Below are 25,964 nucleotides of genomic sequence, written 5' to 3' on the forward strand. Positions count from 1 at the left end.
GCGAATTCATTCGCGATTCGATCGTACATCCGACAAATATGGGTCGGATGTACCGGCCAATCGCGAATGAACTCGCTCCCACAGACGATCCCCACTCGCAGGTTTTGACCCACAAAAAAGGCCCGAATCGCTTGATTCGAGCCTGTGTGAAGTAGTCTAGGACTCACCAAAAAGCCTTAAGTTCCCGCCTAAAAACAATAACTTATCTATTTGTATACAAATCGTGTTATTCGTCGGATTTCGATTGTGACAAATTATTCATGATTGCAGGATCGCGTCGTCATCCCTACGAGCATCCTTACATGAAGTATTCCTCGATTCTGCTGTTGTCTCTCTCCCTGGCCACCGGGTTTGCCTCTGCGGGCGATAACCTGAATGCCGGTGTGGGTGGCGCATTGGGTGGGGTACTGGGTTCGGTCGTTGGCCAGCAGATTGGCGGCAGCACCGGATCGGCCATCGGCGCAGGTCTGGGCGGCGCAGCCGGTGGCGCAGTCGGCGCCAACCGCCACAACCGCACTGAAGCCGCGATTGGCGGTGGCCTTGGCGCAGCAGGCGGCAACGTGATTGGCCGCAGCGTCGGTGGTAGCACCGGTAGCCTGATCGGCGCAGCCGCAGGTGGCGGTGCCGGTGGCGCGCTGGGCAACTACATGGGCGAGCAGAGCCGCCATGATGACGATCGTCGCGGCTACCGTGGCGACCGTCGCCACTACGATCACGACCGCCGTCATCGTCATTACGATCATGGCCGTCATCGCGGCTGGCGCCATCGCTGAGCTACAGCTCACACCGATACCGGCCGCTTCCTACGCGGCCGGTTGTCATTTCAAACCATCAACACTTCCATGGCCTCGCGTAACGGCGCGGGGATCGGCACTGGCTGGTTCGATGCACGATCCACAAACACATGCACAAAGCGCCCGGCCGCACACGCCTCTTCTTCCCCTGTTCTGAACACCGCCAATTCGTACTGGACCGAACTGTTACCCAACTTGCCGACTCGTAAGCCCACCTCAATCACATCGGGATAGGCGATCGAGGCAAAGTAGTCGCACGAGGAACTCACCACAAAGCCCACCACGTCGCCATCGTGAATATCCAGCCCTCCACGCTCGATCAGGTAGCTGTTCACCGCGCTGTCGAAAAAGCTGTAATAGGTCACGTTGTTCACATGACCGTAGATATCGTTGTCGTGCCAGCGGGTGGTGATGGGCTGGAAGTGACGGTAGTCGGAGCGCTGCGGGGTTTCGCTCATTCTTTTTCCTTATCGGTCGGGCTGCATTTGACGGCACGCGAGTCACACCTAGGGGCACCTGCCGTGCGCCCATTCCCTGACCTGCGCATAGGGATAATTCTCCAACGCTGCAAAGCCACTGAGTGCCTTGGCCTTGAGCTTGGCAAACAACGGCACACTGATCCCGCAAAGAAACCGGGTCAGACACTCCGCACTGGGCGGATACCCGCATGTTTCCAAATGCTTGCTGATGAACGGATCACACAGTCCACCGAAGTCCTGTTGATCAAACGGGGTCAATGCTGGCGTAGCAGGAAGAACGGCCGCTTGGCCCGCGCACACCGAACAGTGTCCGCACCGCTCGGGCGCCTGGTCATCGTCGAAGTAATTTGCCAGCCGATCGCTCAGGCATTGGTCGCTGGCAAACAGATCAAGCATGGCATGAATACGTGCTATCTCAGCCGTTTCGTGCTGCGTGAAATACGCGTGCAATTCTTCGCTCAAAGCCTGCGCATCGAAGTCCGTGATCAACACACTGTAGACCTCTGTCATCTGCTTGCTCTACAGTTCGATCCAGCCTTTCTCTTGAAAGAAGTCCAAGGCTGTTATCACCCGTGAGCGCTCGGCCTGATATCGTTGATACATCGCGTCAAAACTCACCGTCGCCCAGGTCCGCGCCCGGCTTGATGTCTCGACAAGCGCCTGAACGAACTGCCGCCGCTCGCCCTGAAAGTGCTCAACGAGCGCCTCCGGTTCGATCAAATACTTAAAACGGTATTCAGCAAAATATGAGTACCGCGGCGCAATGATTCCGCGCAGTTCCAGCTGCACCAAGAGGGTCTTGAGTGGCAGTTGGCGGATGTTGCTCATCTCCGAAAGCGGCGTCAGCAAAAACTCCCACTGCCCGTCATGGCGTGCATTGAGCACATCCTCCAGCACCCTCCGAATGCCCTCGCGCTCGGGCGTGTCGCCATAAACGAAATTTTCCAACACGTTGAGGTTATCCCGATTGGCCAACACCAAGCACTGGGAAACGGCGCCGTCACGCCCCGCCCGGCCAATCTCCTGGCTGTAGTTCTCGATGGATTTGGGCAGATCGAAATGCACCACATTACGAATGTCGCTTTTGTCGATGCCCATGCCGAACGCGATGGTCGCCACGATGCAATTCAGCCGTCCGTCCATGAACTGGCGCTGGATTGACTCGCGGGTATCGTGGGGCAAACCGGCGTGATAAGCCTGCGCAGGCAAGCCGTTCTGCGCCAAGTGTGCCGCAACAAACTCAGCGGTTTTCTGGAGGGTGACATAGACGATGCTCGGCTGACCGGCGCGCTCCTTTAGCCATCGCAAGAGGCGCCCGCGTTTGTCATGACCCGGCGTAGGTTCGACGCATAACGTGAGATTGGGTCGGTAAAACCCGGTTGTCACCACATCATCGGCTGCGATAGCGAATTTGCCCTGCATGTCACGTATGACACCCGTGGTGGCCGTGGCCGTCAGCAGCAATACCTGTGGGATACGAAACTCCCGCTGGTAGTCCGGGAGCTTGAGGTAATCCGGCCTGAAGTTGTGGCCCCACTCAGAGATACAGTGCGCCTCATCCACCACCAACAACGAAATGGGCACCTGTGAGATGAAATGCCGGAAGCGTTCGTTCTTCAGTCGCTCAACCGAAATCATCAAAATCTTGAGCTCGCCTGATCGGGCGCGAGCCATGACACTGGCCACCTCATCGCGATTCTGCGCTGAATCGATACTGGCTGCCGCAATGCCATGGCGTTGCAAGAACGCCAGTTGATCCTGAATCAGCGCCAACAGAGGCGAAACCACCAGTGTGAGGTGAGGCAGTAACAACGCCGGAAGTTGATAGCAAAGGGACTTACCCGATCCCGTTGGGAAAATCGCTGCGGCCGAACGCCCAGCCAGAATTGCGCCAATTGCAGCCTCTTGTCCGGGACGAAACTGCCGATACCCAAAGACCTGTTTGAGGATTTGATGCATAAGCTACCCCTGCGTGGGAGTTCGCGAAAGTGCCGACCTTAACGCGACCATGCTCGCCGAGACACAGCCCAAGCGTTACAAAAATTCCGAGCAGGATACAAAGCTGATACCTCGTCGCTACGCACTACTAGCAAAAGAACATCGCGCCGTTTAACCTCGCCGCACCATTTACTAATGTTTCAGATCGCGGACTGCGCAGCCGCTGAAATACGCGAAATCCGCAACACGCCAAGGAGAGGCAATGCCACACACGCAACCGCCCAAGGACGACGGGCAGATTGTCATGCAGCGTCTGACACCTGACCAGTTCGATGTCGTACTCGGTTCTCATCCCGCAAAACGAAAAGCCGCCCCCTCCCAAGGTGCCTGGCCGCTCAGCAGTATTGGTATCTGTCTGGCACTGCTCGTTGCGATTATCTACCTCGTCGCTTAGATGTTTCATACGCCCAAGCCCGCTCAAATCACCATCGCCCCGCCACCGCCGGCAGAGATCAACGAAGAACCTGCACCGGCTGCCACCACGCCTGAAATCCGTACTGTGGAACAGGTTGTCTATGTTGCCCCCAAACTCGACAACAGCCAGCCCGTGCCAACCAAGCCGCTGGACGACTGCATCAAGGGTGGCAACGTCATTGATCGCGACGTGATCAATTGTCGCTTCGGCGATGCACAGCCCACCGACTACAACGCCCCTCGTCCACAAGGCATGGTTTCTGATCAGTACATGGCGCAGTACAAGTCGGCTGCGGCCAAAACCAAGCCCGAATTCCGCCACTACGATGTGGCAAGTGTATTCATCCGGGAAATCGACGGGCGTAACCGTTACGAAGCACGGTATCGCACCTACAACAACCACATCGACAACAGCAGCGTGTGCATGAACTTTAAAGGTGAAAGCGTCGAGTACCGCGAATGCCGACGTGCAGCCGAACCGTTCTTCAAAGACATGTGCAGCGACTGGACCAAGCGCCTCGCCAAAAACAAGGACGAAAAAAACAAGCTGGCACAGGAAAAGTACTGCGAAGCGGCACGATCTTATCGCCCCTAAAAGACGCTAGCCCATGAATACGCACATATTAAATCAGGTAATGGGTAAGTGCTTTAACATCAAGCAACATACCAAATTTTACCAAACACGTGATCACCTATACGTTGTGAGTTACCTATCAACCAACAAGGTAATAAGCAATGAGTGTATTTACAGTATTTTTCTGCGGCACCGGCTCCAATAAGCATGACACCCTCAACAACAGTTATTGGGATGGAGAGCTGGTCTCCAGACTGGCCTCTCAAATGGCAACGTACGAGTTCGCTGACTGGATTGTGGTAGACGGCCCAGGCAGCGGTAACTTACAAGCCGATGAGTTATTCACCGCACCCGGCGGTTATGGAATGAGTGGCACATTATTTGGGAGTGGCTGGGAAGAGAACGTTAAACATGCAGTGAACGTCATCAAAGGCCACACTACCTGGCAACGCAAAGTACTGACTCAACAGGAATACGAGCGCCTGAAGAAAAACGGGGTGCCTATCCAAGATTTGGAAACCACCGGCTCATGGCTATGGCGCACCTACGACTACGGGACCCGAAAAGTCACGCCTCAAGCGTTGCAGGAACAGATCATCAAAATGCGCCGTAAAGGCCAACCTATCCCGGACACCGTGAATATCGTGGGCTGGAGCCGGGGCGGGATCAGTTGTCACATGCTGGCCAATGCCATGTTGGCCGACCCGGCACTCAAACACGTTAAAGTGAACATCTTTGCGATCGACCCGGTACCGGGTGTGCTGAATATTCAAAAACACCGTATCTCCCTCGGCGAGAATGTGAAGGAATACGTGGCTTTTTATGCAAGGGACGAGCGCTCCAAAGGGTTTGCCTGCGTAATCCCACAAACAGCGCCTGGTACTGCAGTGCACGTTTATCCCATGGCTGGCCGTCACGCGACACTCGTAGGAAATGCGGCAGTAGACGGTGCCAACGGAAAGAAAGCATTCATTGAACCGGGCCTTATCGTACGACACTATGCCGAACAGTGCCTGACCCGTTGGGGGGCGAAACTTAACAACATGTTGAAATTGCCCAGCACAAAGATTGATGAGTACTTGAAGTCTGTTGCCAGTAATAACGAGGCGTTTATTGCAATGCGCAAACACTCATACACCCTCATCGTAGAACAAAGTGGAAGCTGCCGCTTTGTACACTGGGGAAAAAAGAGCATTAAGTTTTCATTAGTCGGCGGCTTGAACTTGAAGCCGGACGCAGGCTTGTCTGCTCCTATTGCAAAAAAGGCAACGGATTACAAGCACATTTAAGCAGCACCGAAAGCGATATTAAACACAATTGATTGAGTGGGGCATATCCTGGTTCTCCTGCACCTGCCCACAATGAGTTACCCCGACCTGGAGTGAATTACTCGGTCCAGTAACACACCGAATTCATGTACGACCGCCTGCTCTCGGAACGACCGAGGGCGGGCTCACGTGCCAGCGATGAGGCCGGCTGTACGGTAAAGCCGGACAAACGAAAAATGCCCCGTATCTTCCGATACGAGGCATTTTGCTAAGCCGCCCTTACAGATTGCCTGGTGTTCACACAATCTGTTTGAGAGCGGTTTTCTGTTCAGGAAAATATGACGTTACAGCTTCGGACCCGCCGCCTTGATCGCGTCGCTGACTTCAAACTTTTTGAAGTTCTCGATGAACAAGCCCGCAAGTGCCTTGGCCGCTTCATCGTAGGCCGCTTTGTCAGCCCAGGTGTTGCGTGGGTTGAGCAGTGCAGTGTCGACGCCCGGAACGACTTTTGGAACGTCCAGGTTGACGGTGTCCAAGTGCTCGGTTTCAGCACCGATCAGCGCGCCGCTTTGGATGGCTGCGATGACGCCGCGAGTCGTCGGGATGTTGAAGCGTTTGCCGACGCCGTAGCCGCCACCGGTCCAGCCGGTGTTGACCAGGTACACTTTCGAGCCGAAGCCACGGATACGTTTGATCAGCAGCTCAGCGTACTCGCCAGCCGGACGCGGGAAGAATGGCGCGCCGAAGCAGGTGGAGAAGGTCGACTTGATGCCAGCGCCCGAACCCATTTCGGTCGAACCGACCAGCGCGGTGTAACCCGACAGGAAGTGGTAAGCCGCTTGTTCTTCGCTGAGGATCGAAACAGGTGGCAGAACACCGGTCAGGTCGCAGGTTAGGAAGATCACGGCGTTTGGCTCGCCACCGAGGTTTTTCTCGGAGCGTTTTTCAACGTGCTCCAACGGGTAGGCTGCGCGACTGTTCTGGGTCAGGCTGCTGTCGGCGTAGTCGGCGTGCTTGTTGGCATCCAGAACCACGTTTTCCAGTACTGCGCCGTGCTTGATGGCTTTCCAGATGACCGGCTCGTTCTTCTCGGACAGATCGATGCACTTGGCATAGCAACCGCCTTCGATGTTGAACACCACGCCTTCGCCCCAACCGTGCTCGTCGTCACCGATCAGGTAACGGCTTTCGTCGGCGGACAGGGTGGTCTTACCGGTGCCCGACAGACCGAAGAACAGGGTCACGTCGCCTTCTTCGCCGATGTTGGCTGCGCAGTGCATCGGCAGCACGTCAGCGGCTGGCAGCAGGAAGTTCTGCACCGAGAACATGGCTTTTTTCATCTCGCCGGCATAGCGCATGCCCGCGATCAGAACTTTCTTCTGAGCGAAGTTGATGATCACGCAACCGTCGGAGTTGGTGCCGTCACGCTCAGGTACGCACTCGAAGTTGGCAACGTTCAGCACTTGCCACTCTTGACGACCTGCCGGGTTGTACTGGGCAGGGTTGATGAACAGGCAACGACCGAACAGGTTCTGCCAGGCAGTCTGAGTGGTCATCTTGACGGCTAGGTAGTGGTCAGCCGCCGCACCTACGTGCACGTGGGAAACGAAGTGTTCCTGAGCGTTGTTGAACGCCTCGACACGCGCCCACAGGGCATCGAATTTATCAGCAGGGAATTTGCGGTTGATCGGACCCCAGGCGATGGCTGCCGTGGTGCTGGGTTCGTCAACGATGAAACGGTCGACTGGCGAACGACCCGTACGATGACCGGTTTCAACAACCAGAGCGCCGGTGTCGGACAGTACGCCTTCTTCGCGTTTGAGGGCTTCTTTAACCAGTTCGTCGACACTGAGATCGGTGTGAACGGCGTTATTGGCTTGCGTCATGAGATTCCCCGTCGGCCCGCTGGCCGAGTGCTCCAAACGTTTTGTAGTAGAAAAACCCAAACTACTACAGCTAAAAAGTGGCCGGATTATGCCAGAAAAGCCCAAAAAAGGTAGGGGCCTCCGGTCAGAACTACATAAAGAGAAGCCAAGCCCGCCGGGCGGAAACCATTCAGCCCGGCGCCCGCACTACATCAATGGCGAGTATCTGAAGGGGTATCGACCCCGCCACCGGCGAACAGCTGCGCTACATCGGTGGCGTCGAAAAGGTAGCGCTGATTGCAGAACTGGCAATCGATCTCGACGGTACCGCTGTGCTCGGCCACCAATTGCTGTGCATCTTCCACGCCAAGACTGACGAGAGCATTGGCGGAACGTTCGCGAGAACAGCTGCAACGGAAGACCAACGGCTGAACATCGAACATGCGCACGGCATCTTCGTGGAAAAGACGATGCAACACCGTCTCGTTATCCAGGCTCAACAGTTCCTCGGCGGTCAAGGTGTTGGCGAGCGCTCGAACATGCTGCCAACTGGCCTTGCGCTCGTCTTCATCTTTCAGGCGCTCAGGCGGCAGCTGCTGAAGCAGAAACCCCCGCGCCCGTTTTCCATCGGCATATAGCCAGAATTCGGTCGGCAGTTGCTCGGACTGAACGAAATAATCAGACAGGCAACGCGACAGGTTCTCGCCCTCCAGATCGACGATGCTCTGATAACGCTTGCCATGCCGTGGATCGATGTTGATCACCAGCGTACCGTCGGGCATCAGGTCCTGAAGCGTCGCGCCTGGCTGGATCAGGCTCTCATCGTAACGGGCGATGCCGCGCAGCTCGCGCTCGCTGGAGCATTCGACCATCAGCAGCGAGACAGGTCCCTGAGACCGCGCCTGCAACACGAGCAGTCCGTCGAACTTCAACGTGCCCACCAGCAGCGCTGCCGCCGACAGCATTTCGCCGAGCAGTTGTGCTACAGGCTCCGGGTAGGGGTGCTTGGCCAGCACTTCGGCGTAGCTGCGTTCCAGCGAGGCCAACTCGCCGCGAACGTCGCTGTCGTCGAACATGAAGCGCTGGGTGTTATCGGTATCCGGGAAATCATGCATATGAAATTGGTATCTGAAATGATGACAAAGTGATGACGACCGCTTATAAAACGCGGTTTAGCACCCTTGGGTGCACTGTCATGCCGATGGGGGCATTTTATGGACTATCCAGCGCTGTTCCAACCCAAGTGGAACGCCAAAAAATTCCTGCTGTGTAATCTAGTAGCGCTTGCGCTACTTCTGGTGTGGATTTGGCCGACGGGCCACGCAGCCTTCACCCAATTCGACGAGTGGCTTTTCCACCTGCTGAATCAGCCACTGACCCAGAACAAAGCCTGGCTATGGACCTGGACAATCGCCAGTATGCGCCCGTTCGACATCGTCGTCGGCTTGATTCTGTTGATGTTGCTCATCAAGGGCGACTGGGTATTCAAAACGGTACAAACCCGCGCGGCCCTGATCGGCTTCGTGCTCACGCTGATTCTTCTGCTGATCATTCGCACGGTGTTTTCCAAGATCATCGATCACACCTCACTGCAACACGACAGCGCATCGATGGTGATCCCGGACGCCATCAAACTCAGCGAGATTTTCCCTACGCTGGAAGACAAATGGCAGCTCAAGGACCGTTCGAGCCAAAGCTTCCCCGGTGACCACGCCTCTGTGTTGTTGATCTGGGCGATGTTCATGACCGTTTACAGCCGCACCGCTGGCCAACGTGTCGTGATTTGGGTCCTGGCTTTCCTGTTCATGATGCCGCGCCTGGTCGCGGGCGCTCACTGGGGGCAGGACGATTACATCGGCGGCGTAATGATCGCCCTGCTGGCGCTGGCCTGGAGCTGCTACACCCCGTTTGCCGCTCACGCCACACGACTCTTGATGCGGGCCACTGCGCCCATTTTCAACGTCTTCGGCAAGCTTCCGTTGTTCCGCTGCCTGAGCATCATGAAGACGGACGCTCGCGCGTAAGCCGATCACGGGCGACACACTTCTGTGGGGCGGAATCCATTCGCGATACGGCGTGTCAGGCGAAGTAGATGCCGCATGTGCCGACGCTATCGCGAATGAATTCGCTCACAGGTTCAGCGTCGATAACGAGATTTGAGTTCGACGCGATCCCCGTGGGAGCCAACTGGGTGGCGAAGGCGTTTGACCGGGCAACATAGAATCTCCCACAGGTATTACATCCCCCTCAATCATCACCCGAGCGAAACTGAAACAGTTGCCGACGCTGCTTCTTGTTCGGCTTGCCGTCCGTTGTCACCCCCAGACTTCCGGCCTTGCGCATTTGCGCGGCCTGCTCACGTTTGGCCAGGCTCTCCGGGGTTTCGCTGTAAAGCAACTGAGCCTCCGGAGCACCGCGACGCACGATGGACAGGGCAGTAACCACCACCGTTCTATCGTCGAATCCGGTGCGAATCTCGAACGTATCCCCTACCCGCGGCTCCTTGCCCGGTTTGCAGCGCTCTCCCCGACAATGAACCTTACCGCTTTCGATAGCAGCCTTCGCCAGCGCACGGGTTTTGAAGAAGCGTGCAGCCCAAAGCCACTTGTCCAGACGAACCTTGTCGTCCTCGTCTGACTTTTGTGTCATCTGAATTCCTCAATTACGTGATAGTCAGAACTGTACTACTCCAAACGAAGCACGCAACGCTGGGCACACAGTAATCATCAGCCTTGGTTAGAATCCTCTGCACACAGAAGAGGGCATGCACACTCATGCTCGTCAGGCTATCGTGGGCAGAACGCGCAAACGTACGGGATCGCTTTGAAAACATTCGACCATCTCACAGTCATCGGCCTTCGCGAATGGGTGGCACTGCCCAGTCTGGGTGTGGCAGGTCTGCGCGCCAAGATCGATACAGGCGCCAGCACCTCCAGCCTGCACGCCACGGAAATCGAACCTTTTGAACGCGACGGTGAACAGTGGGTGCGTTTCAACGCACACCTGGGCACCGTCGTGCAATTGCGCCATCGCCGTTGCGAAGCGCAACTGGTGGCGATGAAGACCATCAAAAGTTCCAACGGACAGGCCCAGGTGCGTTACGTCATTCGCACGACGATGGCGCTGGGCGACCGGGTCTGGCCGGTGGAATTCACCCTCGCCTGCCGCAAGGCCATGCGCTATAGGCTGCTGTTGGGTTCCAAAGCCTTGATCGACGGCCAGTTGGTAGTTAATCCGGGTGTTACTTATGTTCAGGACAAGCCGACCTTTCCGGCTTCAAATCCCTCTGCCACAGGTGTTGCATGAAGATCGCTGTGCTTTCGCGAAACCCGCGTCTGTATTCAACTCGTCGTCTGGTCGAAGCCGGTACCCAGCGTGGCCATGAGGTCGTAGTGATCGATACCCTGCGCGCCTATATGAACATTGCCAGTCATAAGCCGCAGATTCACTACCGAGGCAAACCGCTGGAAGGCTTCGATGCGGTCATCCCGCGCATCGGCGCTTCGGTCACGTTCTACGGCTGCGCCGTATTGCGTCAGTTCGAGATGATGGGCGTATTCCCGCTCAACGAGTCCGTGGCCATCGCGCGCTCTCGCGACAAACTGCGCTCGCTTCAACTGCTTTCCCGGCGCGGCATCGGCCTGCCCGTGACAGGTTTTGCTCACTCCCCCGACGACATTCCCGACCTGATCCAGATGGTCAACGGCGCCCCGCTGGTGATCAAGGTGCTGGAGGGCACTCAGGGGATTGGCGTTGTGCTGTGCGAGACCGCAACGGCGGCAGAGTCCGTGATCGAGGCATTCATGGGGCTCAAGCAGGACATCATGGTGCAGGAGTACATCAAGGAGGCGGGCGGTGCGGATATTCGCTGCTTCGTGGTGGGTGACAAGGTGATCGCGTCCATGATGCGTCAGGCCAAGCCCGGCGAGTTTCGCTCCAACCTTCACCGAGGCGGCACTGCGAGCCTGATCAAGATCACCCCCGAAGAGCGCATGACCGCTATTCGCGCCGCCAAGGTCATGGGCCTCAGCGTCGCAGGCGTCGATATCCTGCGCTCCAACCATGGCCCACTGGTCATGGAAGTGAACTCATCGCCCGGCCTGGAAGGTATCGAAACCACCACCGGCAAAGACGTGGCAGGGATGATCATTCAGTACATCGAGAAAAACGGCGGGCCGCATATGACGCGGACCAAGGGCAAGGGATAACCGGCCACTCTGCCTTGCAGGAGCTCGCTTGGTCTGGGCGCGCTCCTGCAGCGGCAAATCGTTTTTCAAACCGCATCCCTCGGCAACATCAGCCCTAACGGCAGCCTCACCCGAGCCTCAAGTCCACCTCCCGAGCGATTACGCAGTTCGACATTGCCCCCATGCATGGCGGCAATGCGCTTTACGATGGCCAGCCCCAAGCCCGTTCCCTTTCCACCTCTCGCCCGATCGCCACGAGTGAAAGGATTGAAAATACCGTCCAGTTCGGAAGGGTCGATGCCCATGCCCCGATCCAGCACGCTCAGGACCACATAAGGTGCACCACTGTCACCCGAGACATAGGCTGCGACTTCGACACTGTCTCCCGCGTGATGCATGGCGTTGCCGATGAGGTTATTCAGCAAGCGCTTCATCGACACCCGTCGCAGTGGGAAGGGCGGGATGGATTCCAGTCGTGTGCGGACCTGTTCGGTCGGGCTGTTATAGGGGGCGACCACTTCGCGAATCAGCTCGACCAGATCGACTTCTTCGACCTCTTCATCGCGACCATCTCGGATGAATGCAAGGAACTGATCGAGAATGGCGTCCATATCCTCTATGTCGCGCACCATGCCGTCCATGAATTCATTGTCACGCGGCATCAGCTCCAATGACAGGCGCAATCGGGTCAGCGGCGTGCGAAGGTCGTGAGAGACACCGGCCAACATCAACTCGCGTTCCTGCCCGGCCTGCTCGACGTCTTCAGCCATTTGGTTGAAGGCGCGGTACACCTCGGTCATTTCACTCGGCGTATCCCCCACTGGCAGGCGTACACTGCGGCCCTGGCCCAACTGGCGAGCGGCGAACACCAGCCGCTTGAGTGGTCGGTTCAACTGACTGACGAAAATCCACGCCGAGGCTGTGGACAGCAGGCCTATGGCAAGGAACCAGCCCAGCACACTCCAGATTTTCTGGCCTCGTAGCGGGTGGGGGTACAGCGGAACCTTCAACCAGCCATCGCCAAGGCTGGGGGCACGAACCCACAGGGCTGGAGGCGCGTGAACGCGCAAACGGACTTCGGTATCGGCGCCCAATTCCGCTTGCATCTGGCGTTGATAGATTTCCGAGTACGGCCAGTGCTGCTCTCCTTCAGGCACCCCGCCGCCCACCACGCGTATCAGCCCTGCTGCATCGGCAATGGTCTGTCTGTCACTTTCATCAGCCGCCCAGTACGCACGCAACGTCAAGGCAACACCATGGCTGTACTGACGATCCACCAGCACGTCTTCGTTCATCAGCAGATAAACCAGCGTCAGCGCCTTGGAGAACAGCACCACGATAAGCACCAGCCACAAGGTGCGGGAGAAGAAGCTTTGCGGGAACCAGAGCGGTGTTTTCATGACAACAGCTACACACTTTGCAGAAGCGAGCCAGGCTCGCGGGAGTTCGCGGAATGCACCAGACAACAAAACCAGCCACCTCAGAGCCTTCTTTTGAAAGGCGTCGAGATGGCTGGCTAGCGGATGTGTGCAAGCGACACGCCCGGTATCAATCTGCCGACTGACGGTTACTGCTTGCCGGTACCGTCCGGCACGAATACATAGCCCACGCCCCAGACGGTCTGGATGTAACGCGGTTTAGCGGCGTCCACTTCGATCAGACGGCGCAGACGGGAGATCTGGACGTCGATCGAGCGTTCGAGCGCGTCCCACTCACGACCACGGGCCAGGTTCATCAATTTGTCGCGAGTCAGCGGTTCACGGGCGTGCATGACCAGCGCCTTGAGGACGGCAAACTCGCCAGTGGTGAGCATGTGGACTTCATCGCCTTTCTTGAGCTCGCGGGTCGCCAACGACAGCTCATACTCACCAAAGGTGACGGTTTCATCTTCACTGGCAGGTGCGCCAGGTACCGGCGTGGACTGGCGACGCAATACCGCCTTGACCCGCGCCATCAGTTCGTCAGGGTTGAACGGTTTGGCCAGGTAATCGTCAGCCCCCAGTTCCAGGCCCTTGATCCGGCTCAGCTCATCGCCCTTGGCGGTCAACATGATGATCGGCACCTGATTGTTCGCGGCGCGCAACCGGCGGCAGGCGGACAGGCCGTCTTCGCCAGGCAACATCAGGTCGAGCACCACGAGGTGAAAAACTTCGCGAGCCAGCAGGCGGTCCATCTGCTCCACGTTACCGACGGCGCGGGCGCGATAGCCTTTGCTGGTGAAAAAACGTTCTAACAGGCTGCTAAGGCCCGGGTCATCGTCAACGATGAGGATTTTCTCGCCTTCAGCCGTTTGTGCAGTGCTGCTCATTGAATGCTCCTTTAGTCTCGGCGCGCATTATGGCGTAGCGGCTGCCATGTGCACCGTGTGCATTGTTAGCAGATTTTTCCTGAGCCGCCACTGCTGCTCTACCTCGCCGCATTGCAGCAGACACGGCCAGCGGTGTCGCCCGTAGTCAGCAGCCGACAGGGCGGTCCCCTAATCGGAACTCACTGGGTATAATGCGCCGCCCTCAAAGTCAGGCAACGCTCGCTCAAGGCGGTTCGCCAGCAGCTGGTTTTTTTGCACACACATTTGCCAGGTGGTTTTATGGACAGTATCAACAGCCGCATCGCCGAAGAACTGGGCGTGCGCCCGCAACAGGTCGAAGCGGCCGTCGCGTTGCTGGATGAAGGCTCTACCGTGCCCTTCATCGCTCGCTACCGTAAAGAAGTGACTGGCAGCCTCGATGACACGCAGCTGCGTCATCTGGAAGAGCGCCTGCGCTATCTGCGCGAACTCGAAGAACGCCGCGGCGCGATCCTCGCCAGCATCGAAGAGCAAGGCAAGCTGACCCCGGAGCTGGCGCGCGACATCAAGCTCGCCGACACCAAGACCCGCCTTGAAGACCTTTACCTGCCTTACAAACAGAAACGTCGCACCAAAGGCCAGATCGCGCTGGAAGCGGGTCTGGGTGAGCTGGCCGACGGCCTGTTCAATGACCCGAGCCTGACGCCTGACGCGGAAGCGGCACGTTTCGTCGACGCTGAAAAAGGCTTTGCGGACGTCAAGGCCGTGCTCGAAGGCGCCAAATACATCCTGATGGAGCGTTTCGCCGAAGACGCATCGTTGCTGGAAAAACTGCGCACCTTCCTCAAGCAGGAAGCGGTGATCAGCGCCCGCGTCGTGGCAGGCAAAGAGGAAGAAGGCGCGAAATTCCGCGACTACTTCGAGCACGACGAACCGCTGAAAAGCATGCCATCGCACCGCGCACTGGCGATCTTTCGTGGCCGCAACGAAGGCGTGCTCAGCTCAGCATTGAAAGTCGGCGAAGAATTGCCGGGCACCCTGCACCCGTGCGAAATGATGATCAGCGAGCGTTTTGGCCTGCAAAACCAGAATCGTCCTGCGGACAAATGGCTGGCCGAAGTCGTGCGCTGGACGTGGAAGGTCAAGCTCTACTCCCATCTGGAAACTGATCTGCTGGGCGAGCTGCGCGACGCCGCCGAGACCGAAGCGATCAATGTGTTCGCCCATAACCTGCACGACTTGCTGCTGGCCGCGCCCGCAGGCCCGCGCGCGACACTGGGTCTGGACCCGGGCCTGCGTACCGGCTGCAAGGTAGCGGTGGTCGATTCCACCGGCAAACTGCTGGACCACGCGACAGTGTATCCACATGTGCCGAAAAACCAGTGGGATCAAACCATCGCCGTACTGGCCGCCCTCTGCGCCAAGCATTCGGTCGACCTGATCGCCATCGGCAACGGCACTGCCAGCCGTGAAACCGACAAGCTGGCGGCTGAGCTGATCAAAAAATATCCAGGCCTGAAAATGACCAAGGTCATGGTTTCGGAAGCAGGCGCCTCGGTGTATTCGGCCTCTGAGCTGGCCGCCAAGGAATTCCCGGATCTGGACGTGTCGATCCGTGGCGCGGTGTCCATCGCCCGTCGCTTGCAGGATCCACTGGCTGAACTGGTGAAGATCGATCCGAAATCCATCGGTGTCGGCCAATATCAGCACGACGTGTCGCAACTCAAACTGGCACGCGGCCTGGACGCTGTGGTCGAGGATTGCGTGAACGCCGTGGGCGTTGACGTGAACACGGCATCCGTCGCTCTGCTCGCCCGCATCTCCGGCCTGAATACCACGCTGGCACAGAACATCGTCGCTCACCGTAACGAGAACGGCGCCTTCAAAACTCGCGCTTCGCTGAAAAAAGTGCCGCGTCTGGGCGAAAAAACCTTTGAACAGGCCGCCGGTTTCTTGCGAGTCATGAATGGTGACAATCCGCTGGACTCGTCCGCCGTTCACCCTGAAGCCTACCCGCTGGTGCAACGCATCGCCGCTGAAACCGACCGCGACATACGCTCGCTGATCGGTGATGCCAGCTTCCTCAAGCGTCTGGACCCGAAGAAATTCACCGACGAGACCTTCGGTCTGCCCACCGTGACCGACATCCTGCAAGAGCTGGAAAAGCCGGGCCGCGATCCACGCCCCGAGTTCAAGACCGCCGAGTTCCAGGACGGCGTCGAAGACCTCAAGGACCTGCAACTGGGCATGATCCTCGAAGGTGTCGTCACCAACGTGACCAACTTCGGCGCGTTCGTCGACATCGGCGTGCATCAGGACGGCCTGGTACACATCTCTGCACTGTCGGAGAAGTTCATCAAGGACCCTCGCGAAGCCGTGAAAGCCGGGGATGTGGTCAAGGTGAAGGTCATGGAAGTCGACATTCCACGCAAACGCGTTGGCCTGTCGATGCGCATGAGCGACACCCCTGGCGAGAAAATCGACGGTGCTCGCGGCGCTCGTCCAGGTGCAGCGCCACGTCAGCAACAAGCCAACGCGCCTCGCAAGGAAACCGCGACTGCGGCCCCGGCCAACAACGCCATGGCTTCGCTGTTCGCCAACGCCAAACAACTGAAGAAACGTTGATGGATATTCCTGCAGAACTGACCGAGAGCGCGTATTTCAAGACCTTGGGCTGCAAACTGGTGCGACTGGGAGACGGCGTCGCCGAAGTCACGCTGGCACTGGAGCCACACTTGCGCAATCGCGGCAACGTGATGCACGGCGGCGCACTGTTCAGCCTCGTCGACATCGCCATGGGGCTGGCCTGCTCCAGCTCCCACGGCTTCGACAGGCAAAGCGTGACGGTCGAGTGCAAGATCAACTACATGCGCGGCGTACCGGACGGTGAAGTCACCTGCATCGGCACGGTGATCCACGCCGGGCGCCGAACACTGGTGGTCGAAGCCGAAGTGCGCCAGGCCGACAAGCTCGTCGCGAAAGCACAAGGCACATTCGCGATCGTCTAGCTGTCCGATAGGGATATGAGTTAATTTCGACACTTGCTTAGCAGTGTCGAAATTTTCTGTCAGCTTCTGCATGGCACCCCTGCAGGAATGATCAGCGACGGGCATCGGCGTTCGGACCTGAAAACGAGGCGAAAACGCCAGTTCCTTTCTTCACCCTTGTAGACCGCCATATCGCCCCCATATAGGGCCGACTGACGCGTGAAGGAATCCAACTTGAGCGAACTTCTCAATCGCCGCCTGGCCCTGCTTGGCGAGCACTCGCACCTCTCCCTTATGGAGAAATGCCTGCACGGTATCGAGCGTGAATGCCTGCGCGTTACAGGCGATGGCCGCCTGGCACAGACCCCGCACCCGGAAGCCCTGGGCTCTGCGCTGACCAATGAGCAGATCACCACCGATTATTCCGAGTCGCTGCTGGAGTTCATTACGCCAGCGATGGCTCAGCCAGCCGACACGCTGGACAGCCTGGAAAAGATCCATCGCTTCGCCTACAGCAAGCTGGGCAGCGAATACATCTGGAGCCCTTCGATGCCGTGCCCGTTGCCGGCCGAAGAAGACATCCCGATCGCCTATTACGGCACCTCGAACATCGGCAAGCTCAAGTACGTATACCGCCAGGGTCTCGCGCTGCGTTATGGCAAGACGATGCAATGCATTGCCGGTATTCACTACAACTTCTCGCTGCCCGAAGACATCTGGCCGGTGCTCAAGTCGACCGTGGCCTTCGATGGCAGTGATAGGGAGTTTCAGTCCGAGAGCTACATCGGCCTGATCCGCAATTTCCGCCGCTATAGCTGGCTGCTGATGTACCTGTTCGGCGCCTCCCCTGCGCTGGACGCCAGTTTCATGCGCGGTCGCTCGCACCAGTTGGAGCAGTTCGACGCCGATACCCTGTACCTGCCCTACGCCACCAGTTTGCGCATGAGCGATCTCGGTTATCAGAGCAGCGCGCAGGCCGATCTGACGCCGTGTTACAACGACCTGCTGACGTACACCGATAGCCTGCGCAAAGCTGTTGCAACGCCTTATGCGCCTTACGTCGAGATTGGCACGCACAAGGATGGCGAGTGGATTCAGCTCAACACCAACGTGCTGCAGATCGAGAACGAGTACTACTCGACGATCCGCCCGAAACGCGTCACCTATTCCGGTGAGCGTCCGATTCAGGCCCTAATGGCCCGTGGCGTGCAATACGTTGAAGTGCGCTGCCTGGACATCAACCCGTTCCTGCCGGTGGGTATCGACCTTCAACAGTCGCGCTTCATCGACGCCTTCATCCTGTTCTGCGCCTTGCAGGAAAGCCCGCAACTGGCTGACTGTGAATGCGGCAACGCCAGCAGCAACTTCCTGACCGTGGTGAAGGAAGGTCGTCGTCCGGGCCTGCAACTGAGCCGCAACACCTCGACCATTGACCTGAAGGTCTGGGCTGACGAGTTGCTGGACAAGATCGAGCCGATCATTGCGTTGCTGGACAAGAGCCAGGGCATCGACGAGCACGCCAAATCGCTGGCCGCTCAGCGGGCTAAAGTCGCCGACGTGTCGCTGACCCCGTCTGCCCAGGTGCTGGCCACCATGACCGAGCACAAGGAAAGCTTCACGGCGTTCTCGTTGCGCCAGGCGCAAAGCCACGCCGAGTACTTCCGCAGCCGCCCATTGAGCGCCGAAGATCAGGCCGCATTCGAAAGCAAAGCGCGTGAATCGCTGGCTCAGCAGTCCGAAATGGAACAGACCGAAGAATCGGTGGATTTCGATACGTTCGTGGGGGCGTATCAGGCGAGCATTCTGGCGATCAGTAACTAGGACTACCCAGATCCGCCCTTTGTGGGAGCCGGCTTGCTGGCGAATGCGTTGCGTCAGATACGCAAAGGGCGACTGACACTCTGCCTTCGCCAGCAAGCCGGCTCCCACAGGATTTGCGTCCGGCACATATCACGCTGTAACTGCGCTTAAATCGCCTTCTCGAAAATCTTCGAATTGCGCTGGTAGTTGTACAGCGACGCCCGAGCGCTCGGCAGGCGATCAACACTGCTTGGCTCGAACCCACGCTCACGGAACCAATGCGCCGTGCGGGTGGTGAGAACGAACAGGGTTTTCAGCCCTTGCGCCTTCGCCCGCTCTTCAATGCGCTCCAGCAACTCGTCACCGCGCCCGCCGTGACGATACTCGGGATTCACTGCCAGACACGCCAGCTCACCGGCCTCGGAATCGGCAATCGGGTACAACGCCGCGCAGGCGATGATCAACCCCTCACGCTCGACCACGCTGAACTGTTCGATCTCGCGTTCCAGCACCTCGCGGGAGCGACGCACCAGAATGCCCTGCTCTTCCAGCGGCGTGATCAGGTCGATCAAGCCACCGACGTCACCAATCGATGCCTCACGCACCAACTCGAACTGCTCCTGCGCCACCAGCGTGCCGCCACCCGCACGGGTGAAGAGCTCGGACAACAGCGCGCCATCTTCGGCGTAGCTGACGATATGGCTACGCGCAACGCCGCCTCGGCAGGCCTGAGCGGCCGCGTCCAGCAGCTCGGCCTGGTAGTTGTTACCCAAACGTTGAAGGTGCGCCGGGATCTGCTGTGGACGCAGCTCGCGCACCAGACGCCCCTGCTCGTCCATCAGGCCCGATTCGGCGCCGAACAACAGCAGCTTCTCTGCGCCGAGATCGACCGCCGCACGGGTGGCGACGTCTTCGCAGGCCAAATTGAAGATTTCTCCGGTCGGCGAATACCCCAGAGGCGACAGCAGCACGATGGAGCGCTCGTCGAGCAGGCGATTGATACCTTTGCGGTCGATCCGGCGCACTTCGCCTGTGTGCTGGTAATCGACGCCTTCCAGCACGCCGATCGGGCGCGCTGTGACGAAATTGCCACCGGTCACACGCAAGCGCGACCCCTGCATCGGCGAGGCGGCCATGTCCATCGAGAGACGCGCTTCGATAGCAATACGCAATGCGCCAACGGCGTCGATCACGCACTCCAGCGTGGCCGAGTCCGTGACACGCATGTCGCGATGAAAATGCGGCGTGATGCCGCGTGCCGCCAGACGGCTTTCAATCTGCGGACGGGAGCCGTGAACCAGCACCAAACGCACGCCCAGGCTGTGCAACAGCACCAGATCGTGAACGATGTTGCCGAAATTCGGGTGTTCAACGCCATCGCCCGGGAGCATGACGATGAAGGTGCAATCCCGGTGGGCATTGATGTAGGGAGACGCGTGGCGGAGCCAATTGACGTAATCGGGCATATCCAAAAAGGCCTGTAGCAAAGAGGGACGAAAGGTAAACACTCACAGCGGCATGAGCTTTATCGTCGGAACAGGCGTCGCAACACGCGTACTCTCCTTCTGGTTTGGGACTGACTCACGACCCGCACTCAAGGGGTAGTCAGGCAGTAATGTTCGATCAATTGACGTAGCAGACGCACTGTAGGCTGCAAACGTGACATTTCAAGATACTCACCAGGCTGGTGCGCGCAGGCGATGTCGCCTGGCCCCAATACGATGGTTTCGCAACCAAGGCGCTGAAGATAAGGCGCTTCGGTGCCAAATGCCACCGCTTCAGCCGTATGACCGGTCAGACGCTCGGCCACCCGTACCAGTTCCGCGTCAGCACTCTGTTCGAACGGTGCGACTTCCGAGAACAGTGGCGCGTAATCGATCTGTACCTGATGCTGCTCGGCCAGCGGTTGCAACTTCTGTCGGATCGCCGCGCGCAGCATTTCCGGATCCATCCCCGGCAACGGACGCAGGTCGAACTCCAGCGAACACTGGCCGCAAATGCGATTGGGGTTGTCGCCGCCATGGATGCAACCGAAGTTCATCGTCGGCTGGGGCACGCTGAATTGTGGATTATTGAACTGCGTCTGCCATTGCTGACGCAGCCCCTTGAGCGCGCCAATGGCGTCGTACATGGCTTCGAGGGCGCTGTGGCCCAGGCTCGGGTCCGACGAGTGGCCGCTGCGGCCCAAAATCTCGATGCGCTCCATCATCACGCCTTTGTGCAAGCGAATCGGCTTCAGGCCCGTCGGCTCGCCGATTACCGCTGCGCGCCCCAGCACGCCACCTGCCGCGGCCAGCGCCTTGGCGCCGGACATCGAGCTTTCTTCATCGCACGTCGCGAGAATGATCAACGGCTGTTTGAACGGTTTGTCGAGCAACGGCTGGAGCGCCTCGATGGCCAGCGCGAAAAAGCCCTTCATGTCGCAACTGCCCAGGCCTACCCAACTGCTGTCAACTTCCGTCAGCTTCAGCGGATCGGTCTTCCACAACGCATCGTCGTAGGGAACGGTGTCGCTGTGCCCGGAGAGCACTAGCCCGCCGGGACCTGAGCCGAAGGTCGCCAACAAGTTGAACTTGCCGGGGCTGACTTCCTGGATGTCGCAGTTGAACCCCAGATCTCCCAGCCAAGTGGCCAACAGATCGATGACGGTGCGGTTGGATTGATCCAGCGCAGGTTGCGTACAGCTCACTGATGGCGCGGCGATCAGGGCGGCGAACTGGTCTTTCATGGACGGCAACGGCATAGGCGACTCCTTTCGTGCTGCGAACCATCATAGGGTGATTGGACAGCAGGAATAAACTGTCGAGGTGATGTCCTGTACACTGCACAACCCACGCGGCGGTGTCGATTCCCGCTGCGTCTCCTGTTATCAGCACTCGAGCGTCTGGATTCCCGGCCATGCAGAAAGAAACCGAAATCAAACTCCGCGTCAGCCGCGAAACCCTCAGCGCCCTGCGCGACCACCCATTGCTGAAGAAGCGCAATAAAAGCGGCTGGGAGCGGCTGGAACTGTTCAATCAGTATTTCGACACCCCTGAGCGCGAACTGGCTCAGGCCAAAGTCGCACTGCGCTTGCGCAAGGATGGCGACGCGATCATCCAGACCCTCAAGACTCGCGGCCAGAGCGTTGCTGGCCTGTCCGAGCGCAACGAGTACAACTGGGACCTGCCCAAAGCCAAGCTCGATGTGAAAAAACTCGACGGCGAATGCTGGCCTGAACAACTGGCGAATCTGGACAAGAAAACCATCAAGCCGCTGTTCACCACCGACTTCGTGCGTGAGAAGGCCGAGATTGCTTGGGGCCGTGGTAAGTCCAAGGTCGTGATCGAGGCGGCGCTGGATCTGGGCCACGTCATCGTGGGCAAGCAGAAGGAAGAAATCTGCGAGCTGGAACTGGAACTGCGTGAAGGCGAGCCTGCCGCCTTGCTGGAACTGGCCGCTGAACTGGCGGAAAAGCTGCCGCTGATGCCGTGTGACATCAGCAAGGCCGAGCGCGGCTATCGCCTGTTCGACGCCAGCACCTACACCATCAAACTGCCGGTGCCGGAGCTGCACGCCGAAACGTCGGTGGACGATGCCTACAGCGCCCTGGCTTGGTATCTGCTGGGTAGCAGCCAGCGGTTGGCCGAGCAATACCGTTTCAACGGGCACTGGAGTTTGTTGCAGGACTGGGTCGATGTGCTCGCCGAGCTGCGCGCGCTGACCGGCAGCCTCGGTCAAGCAGCGCCACGCGCCACGACTCACGACTTGCGCGCCGCGCTGGATGCTCTGCTCGAAGACTGGCGTACGCTGGTTCAGGCCGGTCAGGAAGACGCCGACGTGCGCGCCGCCGCCCATGAGCAGTTCATCGAAGAACTGGAGGACACGCGCTGGGGTCTGTTCTCGCTGACTACGTCACGCTGGCTGATGGAGCGCAGTTGGGCAGTGGAGCGCAACAACCGTGGCAACCGCCTGGGCAACGCGATGCTCAGCAGTTGGGTGCCACGTTTCCTGGGCGACGAAGCCACAGCGCTGAACCTTGCGCGTTATCAGCAACAGCCGGAAGACCTCGCCGAACAACTGCCGCGTATCGAGCGGATTCAGGTGTGGCTGCACTACGCTCGTCAGACGCTGGAGTTGCCGGAACTGGACCGTCTGTATGGCGAGCTGAACAAGCTGGAACAACTGGCGCATCTGGATATCACTGACGAAGTCCTCGAAGCCCGCGTGCAACAGACCATCACCGTGCTGCAAAGCCGGGCGTGGAAGGTGTTGCTCAAAATCTAATACGCAACTCCAATCCTGTAGGAGCGCGCTTGCCCGCGATTGCTGTCTGTCTGATACGAATATATCTACTGACACACTGCAATCGCGGGCAAGCGCGCTCCTACAGGCCCTTCATCACCGGATGATCGGCAAACTCGTCGTCGATTTGATCTCCGACAGCGCCACGGTCGAATTCACCTCTTGAATCCCCGGCACCAGCGACAGCTTCTCGAAGAAAAACCGTTCATAGGCTTCGATGTCCGGCGTCACGATGCGCAGCAGGAAATCCACAGACCCCATCAGCACATAACATTCCAATACCTCGGGAAACCCACGAATCGCTTCGGTGAATTCCGTGAAGTTCGAGCGGCCATGGGCGTTGAGCTTTACCTCGGCGAAGATTTGCGTGTTCAGCCCGATTTTCTTGCGATCCAGCAATGTCACCTGCCGCCGAATGACCCCTTCATCCTTTAGCCGCTGAATCCGGCGCCAACAGGGCGACTGGGACAAACCCACCTGCTCGGCAATCTGCGCGCTGGACAGGGACGCATCCTCTTGCAGCAGCGCCAGGATCTTGCGGTCATAAGCATCTAGCTCGATTTGCATAAATAATTCCCCACAAAGACAGCATGCGCAATAACAATTCGTAAATAACCTAATTCTGTCGATTATGGATCAGAAATTTCTTTTCTGGCATGTAAAAATTCCTCTCACTCAAATAGCTCGCCACCGCCCAGTCAGCCCGGCGGCGAAAACAGGAGAGTTCAGCATGCCGCACCTCGAAGCCGTCACCCCGCCTGCACTTCGTCCAGATGCCTGGGGCGCCAGTAACGCCCATTGCCGGTCGCGTTATCAGATTCTTGCCGAGGCCGAGCCTGACTTGATTTGCCGCGTGCTGAACCTGTTCGCCATGCAGTACCTGATCCCGCAACAGGTCAGTGTTATGCAGCAGGAAGGCATGTTGATGATCGAAGCCGAAGTGGACGGCATGACCTGGCATCGCGCGCAGGTGATTGGTGAAAAAATGCGCAATTTGATCAATGTTTGCTCAGTGACACTGGAACCGATCAGCGATTTGCACGTCCTATCCGAGCCCGTCTCACTCGCTGTCGGTTGAGCGCGCCGAAAATATTGGCAACGCTTCACTACCTGCAGGACGCAACAACTGGCACGCTTGGGACTACTCTTGCTTACCAACGAAGTAAGCCGTCTCGTCCAAAGGAGCCCGCATGTCCGTCCTTGCCCCTTCGTCCCAGGACCGCTGGCTGGATCTGAACGAATTGCTGCGTGACCTCGTCGCGCAGGAATATCTCAACCAGGACAACGCCGAATACGCGCTAACCCTGCGCCGCACCGCACAAAACCTGCAAACGCACCCGCTGGAGTTCATTGCCGCCCAGCAGTTCGACAACCTCAAACGCCCCGGCAGAAAGCTCGATCTGGAAACCCTTACCGCGTGGCTGGCCGAGCAGTCCGGTCAGCCTTACATGCGCATCGACCCGCTGAAGATCAATGTCGCAGCGGTGACACCTTTGATGTCCTATGCATTCGCCCAGCGTCACAAGATCCTGGCGGTGGCGGTAGACCGCGAATGCGTGACCATCGCCAGCGCCCAGCCCTACGTTAAGGCGTGGGAAGCGGACCTGATGCATGTGTTAAAAATGCCGATCAAGCGCGTCGTCGCCAACCCGCTCGATGTTCAAAAACTGGCCGTCGAGTTCTACCGGCTGGCCAAATCGGTCAGCGGGGCCAGCGCGACCGACCAGAAAATCAGCGGCGTGGGCAACTTCGAACAGTTGCTCAAACTCGGCGCCAGCGATCAGGAACCGGACGCCAACGACGCGCACATCGTCAACATCGTCGACTGGTTGTTCCAGTACGCCTACCAGCAGCGAGCCAGTGATATTCACATCGAGCCTCGGCGCGAAGCGGGGAGCGTACGTTTCCGCATCGACGGCGTGCTGCACAACGTCTATCAGTTTCCGCCACAAGTCACGATGGCCGTCACCAGCCGCCTCAAGAGCCTGGGCCGAATGAACGTTGCCGAGAAGCGCAAACCTCAAGACGGCCGGGTCAAGACCAAGACCCCGGATGGCGGCGAAGTGGAGCTGCGCCTGTCGACGCTGCCGACCGCGTTCGGCGAAAAAATGGTGATGCGGATCTTCGACCCCGAAGTGTTGCTCAAGGACTTCGATCAACTGGGGTTTTCCAGCGACGACCTGCGCCGCTGGGAGGGCATGACCCATCAACCCAACGGCATCATTCTGGTGACCGGGCCGACGGGGTCCGGCAAAACCACGACGCTTTACACCACACTCAAGAAACTGGCGACCTCGGAAGTGAACCTCTGCACCATCGAGGATCCCATCGAAATGGTCGAACCCGCCTTCAATCAGATGCAGGTGCAGCACAACATTGATCTGACCTTTGCCAGCGGCGTGCGCGCGCTGATGCGCCAGGACCCGGACATCATCATGATTGGCGAGATCCGCGACCTGGAAACCGCTGAAATGGCCATTCAGGCCGCGCTGACCGGCCACTTGGTGCTCTCGACGCTGCACACCAACGACGCCCCCAGCGCTATCAGCCGCTTGCTGGAACTGGGCGTTCCGCACTATTTGCTCAAGGCGACGATTCTCGGGGTGATGGCCCAGCGTCTGGTGCGTACGCTCTGCCCGCATTGCAAAGCCCCCATGGAGATAGACGAGGTCGACTGGCAAACCCTGACCCGACCCTGGCAGGCGCCTGTGCCTGGCAACGCCCATCGGGCGGTGGGCTGCGCCGAATGCCGCGACACGGGTTACAGGGGCCGTGCAGGGGTTTACGAAATCATGCTGATGTCCGACGCCGTGAAATCCCTGATCACCGCGGATCTGGACCTCACCGCCCTGCGCAGGCAAGCCTTCAAGGACGGTATGCGCAGTCTACGACTGTCCGGGGCTCAGAAAGTGGCTGCCGGAATGACTACGCTTGAAGAAGTGCTGCGGGTGACGCCGCAGAGCGAACAGCGCTGACGCCTACGCTCCAACAACGGACGTTTACAACAAACAGTCGCAGAGTGGATTC

General features: G+C 58.5%; 22 protein-coding genes and 1 pseudogene. 13 read left to right on the forward strand and 10 right to left on the reverse strand.

Translation table 11 applies throughout. The features are described 5' to 3' along the window. Window positions 1-302: 302 nt before the first annotated feature. A complete protein-coding gene (locus tag ACI2KB_RS13520) occupies window positions 303-773 on the forward strand; it encodes a glycine zipper domain-containing protein (protein WP_404635694.1) in 471 nt (156 codons plus the stop codon). Between the two features lie 50 nt (window positions 774-823). Here ACI2KB_RS13520 and ACI2KB_RS13525 read toward each other — a convergent pair whose 3' ends face one another. Then, window positions 824-1,252, reverse strand: coding sequence for an acyl-CoA thioesterase (locus ACI2KB_RS13525; RefSeq protein WP_404635244.1), 429 nt, complete (start codon window positions 1,250-1,252; stop codon window positions 824-826). A gap of 48 nt (window positions 1,253-1,300) precedes the next feature. Then, a pseudogene (locus ACI2KB_RS13530) lies at window positions 1,301-3,232 on the reverse strand (ATP-dependent DNA helicase RecQ). 241 nt (window positions 3,233-3,473) lie between these two features. On the opposite strand from ACI2KB_RS13530, the gene ACI2KB_RS13535 reads away from it, so the two are divergent. From ACI2KB_RS13535 to ACI2KB_RS13545, 3 genes are all read left to right on the forward strand, one after another. Next, a complete protein-coding gene (locus tag ACI2KB_RS13535; RefSeq protein WP_404635246.1) occupies window positions 3,474-3,665 on the forward strand; it encodes a hypothetical protein in 192 nt (63 codons plus the stop codon). After that, the gene (locus ACI2KB_RS13540; protein ID WP_404635248.1) at window positions 3,666-4,280 is read left to right on the forward strand and encodes a hypothetical protein; all 615 of its coding nucleotides are present in this window, start codon (window positions 3,666-3,668) and stop codon (window positions 4,278-4,280) included. Between the two features lie 140 nt (window positions 4,281-4,420). After that, window positions 4,421-5,548, forward strand: coding sequence for a hypothetical protein (locus ACI2KB_RS13545; RefSeq protein ID WP_404635250.1), 1,128 nt, complete (start codon window positions 4,421-4,423; stop codon window positions 5,546-5,548). A gap of 323 nt (window positions 5,549-5,871) precedes the next feature. Here ACI2KB_RS13545 and ACI2KB_RS13550 read toward each other — a convergent pair whose 3' ends face one another. Continuing rightward, window positions 5,872-7,413 carry a phosphoenolpyruvate carboxykinase gene (locus ACI2KB_RS13550; protein WP_404635252.1) on the reverse strand — a complete coding sequence of 514 codons (1,542 nt, stop codon included), beginning with the start codon at window positions 7,411-7,413 and terminating at the stop codon, window positions 5,872-5,874. Between the two features lie 191 nt (window positions 7,414-7,604). After that, window positions 7,605-8,507, reverse strand: a complete 903-nt coding sequence (gene hslO, locus ACI2KB_RS13555) for an Hsp33 family molecular chaperone HslO (RefSeq protein WP_404635254.1) — start codon at window positions 8,505-8,507, stop codon at window positions 7,605-7,607. 99 nt (window positions 8,508-8,606) lie between these two features. Here hslO and ACI2KB_RS13560 point away from each other — a divergent pair, with 99 nt between their 5' ends. After that, complete coding sequence (locus ACI2KB_RS13560; RefSeq protein WP_404635256.1) at window positions 8,607-9,416, forward strand: phosphatase PAP2 family protein; 810 nt, start codon at window positions 8,607-8,609, stop codon at window positions 9,414-9,416. A gap of 223 nt (window positions 9,417-9,639) precedes the next feature. On the opposite strand, the gene ACI2KB_RS13565 is transcribed toward ACI2KB_RS13560, so the two are convergent. Then, complete coding sequence (locus ACI2KB_RS13565) at window positions 9,640-10,041, reverse strand: RNA-binding S4 domain-containing protein (protein WP_404635258.1); 402 nt, start codon at window positions 10,039-10,041, stop codon at window positions 9,640-9,642. A gap of 201 nt (window positions 10,042-10,242) precedes the next feature. Between ACI2KB_RS13565 and ACI2KB_RS13570 the strand changes: the two genes are divergently transcribed. Both ACI2KB_RS13570 and rimK read left to right on the forward strand, forming a co-directional pair. Continuing rightward, window positions 10,243-10,698, forward strand: coding sequence for an ATP-dependent zinc protease (locus tag ACI2KB_RS13570; protein WP_404635696.1), 456 nt, complete (start codon window positions 10,243-10,245; stop codon window positions 10,696-10,698). Beyond that, window positions 10,695-11,600, forward strand: a complete 906-nt coding sequence (rimK, locus tag ACI2KB_RS13575) for a 30S ribosomal protein S6--L-glutamate ligase (RefSeq protein WP_108236090.1) — start codon at window positions 10,695-10,697, stop codon at window positions 11,598-11,600. Before ACI2KB_RS13570 ends, rimK begins: the two co-directional genes overlap by 4 nt. A 65-nt stretch (window positions 11,601-11,665) precedes the next feature. Here the strand turns inward: rimK and ACI2KB_RS13580 are convergent, their stop codons facing one another. Both ACI2KB_RS13580 and ompR read right to left on the reverse strand, forming a co-directional pair. Continuing rightward, window positions 11,666-12,979: an ATP-binding protein gene (locus ACI2KB_RS13580; protein WP_404635260.1), complete on the reverse strand. Its 1,314-nt coding sequence runs from the start codon at window positions 12,977-12,979 to the stop codon at window positions 11,666-11,668. 167 nt (window positions 12,980-13,146) lie between these two features. Next, window positions 13,147-13,887 carry a two-component system response regulator OmpR gene (gene ompR, locus ACI2KB_RS13585; RefSeq protein WP_108236092.1) on the reverse strand — a complete coding sequence of 247 codons (741 nt, stop codon included), beginning with the start codon at window positions 13,885-13,887 and terminating at the stop codon, window positions 13,147-13,149. A 279-nt stretch (window positions 13,888-14,166) separates the two neighbouring features. Here ompR and ACI2KB_RS13590 point away from each other — a divergent pair, with 279 nt between their 5' ends. The 3 genes from ACI2KB_RS13590 (at window position 14,167) to gshA (ending at window position 18,674) form a co-directional block, all read left to right on the forward strand. After that, window positions 14,167-16,491, forward strand: a complete 2,325-nt coding sequence (locus tag ACI2KB_RS13590) for a Tex family protein (RefSeq protein WP_404635263.1) — start codon at window positions 14,167-14,169, stop codon at window positions 16,489-16,491. After that, a complete protein-coding gene (locus ACI2KB_RS13595; protein ID WP_404635265.1) occupies window positions 16,491-16,874 on the forward strand; it encodes a PaaI family thioesterase in 384 nt (127 codons plus the stop codon). The genes ACI2KB_RS13590 and ACI2KB_RS13595 overlap by 1 nt, the downstream gene beginning before the upstream one ends. A gap of 213 nt (window positions 16,875-17,087) precedes the next feature. Then, complete coding sequence (gene gshA, locus ACI2KB_RS13600; protein ID WP_404635267.1) at window positions 17,088-18,674, forward strand: glutamate--cysteine ligase; 1,587 nt, start codon at window positions 17,088-17,090, stop codon at window positions 18,672-18,674. Window positions 18,675-18,820: 146 nt separating this feature from the next. Here gshA and argA read toward each other — a convergent pair whose 3' ends face one another. Together argA and argE are read right to left on the reverse strand one after the other, a co-directional pair. Next, window positions 18,821-20,119, reverse strand: coding sequence for an amino-acid N-acetyltransferase (gene argA / locus ACI2KB_RS13605; protein WP_404635269.1), 1,299 nt, complete (start codon window positions 20,117-20,119; stop codon window positions 18,821-18,823). Between the two features lie 128 nt (window positions 20,120-20,247). Then, window positions 20,248-21,396, reverse strand: a complete 1,149-nt coding sequence (gene argE, locus ACI2KB_RS13610) for an acetylornithine deacetylase (protein WP_404635271.1) — start codon at window positions 21,394-21,396, stop codon at window positions 20,248-20,250. 155 nt (window positions 21,397-21,551) lie between these two features. On the opposite strand from argE, the gene ACI2KB_RS13615 reads away from it, so the two are divergent. Further along, window positions 21,552-22,919 carry an inorganic triphosphatase gene (locus tag ACI2KB_RS13615; RefSeq protein WP_404635273.1) on the forward strand — a complete coding sequence of 456 codons (1,368 nt, stop codon included), beginning with the start codon at window positions 21,552-21,554 and terminating at the stop codon, window positions 22,917-22,919. Between the two features lie 114 nt (window positions 22,920-23,033). Here ACI2KB_RS13615 and ACI2KB_RS13620 read toward each other — a convergent pair whose 3' ends face one another. After that, on the reverse strand, window positions 23,034-23,504 hold the full coding sequence (locus ACI2KB_RS13620) for an Lrp/AsnC family transcriptional regulator (RefSeq protein WP_404635275.1): 471 nt from the start codon (window positions 23,502-23,504) through the stop codon (window positions 23,034-23,036). A 163-nt stretch (window positions 23,505-23,667) separates the two neighbouring features. Between ACI2KB_RS13620 and ACI2KB_RS13625 the strand changes: the two genes are divergently transcribed. Together ACI2KB_RS13625 and ACI2KB_RS13630 are read left to right on the forward strand one after the other, a co-directional pair. Further along, window positions 23,668-24,015, forward strand: a complete 348-nt coding sequence (locus tag ACI2KB_RS13625; RefSeq protein ID WP_404635698.1) for a hypothetical protein — start codon at window positions 23,668-23,670, stop codon at window positions 24,013-24,015. A 112-nt stretch (window positions 24,016-24,127) separates the two neighbouring features. Next, window positions 24,128-25,912, forward strand: coding sequence for a GspE/PulE family protein (locus ACI2KB_RS13630; protein ID WP_404635277.1), 1,785 nt, complete (start codon window positions 24,128-24,130; stop codon window positions 25,910-25,912). Window positions 25,913-25,964: the final 52 nt, after the last annotated feature.

Origin of the sequence: Pseudomonas sp. NPDC088444, assembly GCF_044900175.1 — a bacterium.
Classification (GTDB): Bacteria; Pseudomonadota; Gammaproteobacteria; order Pseudomonadales; family Pseudomonadaceae; genus Aquipseudomonas.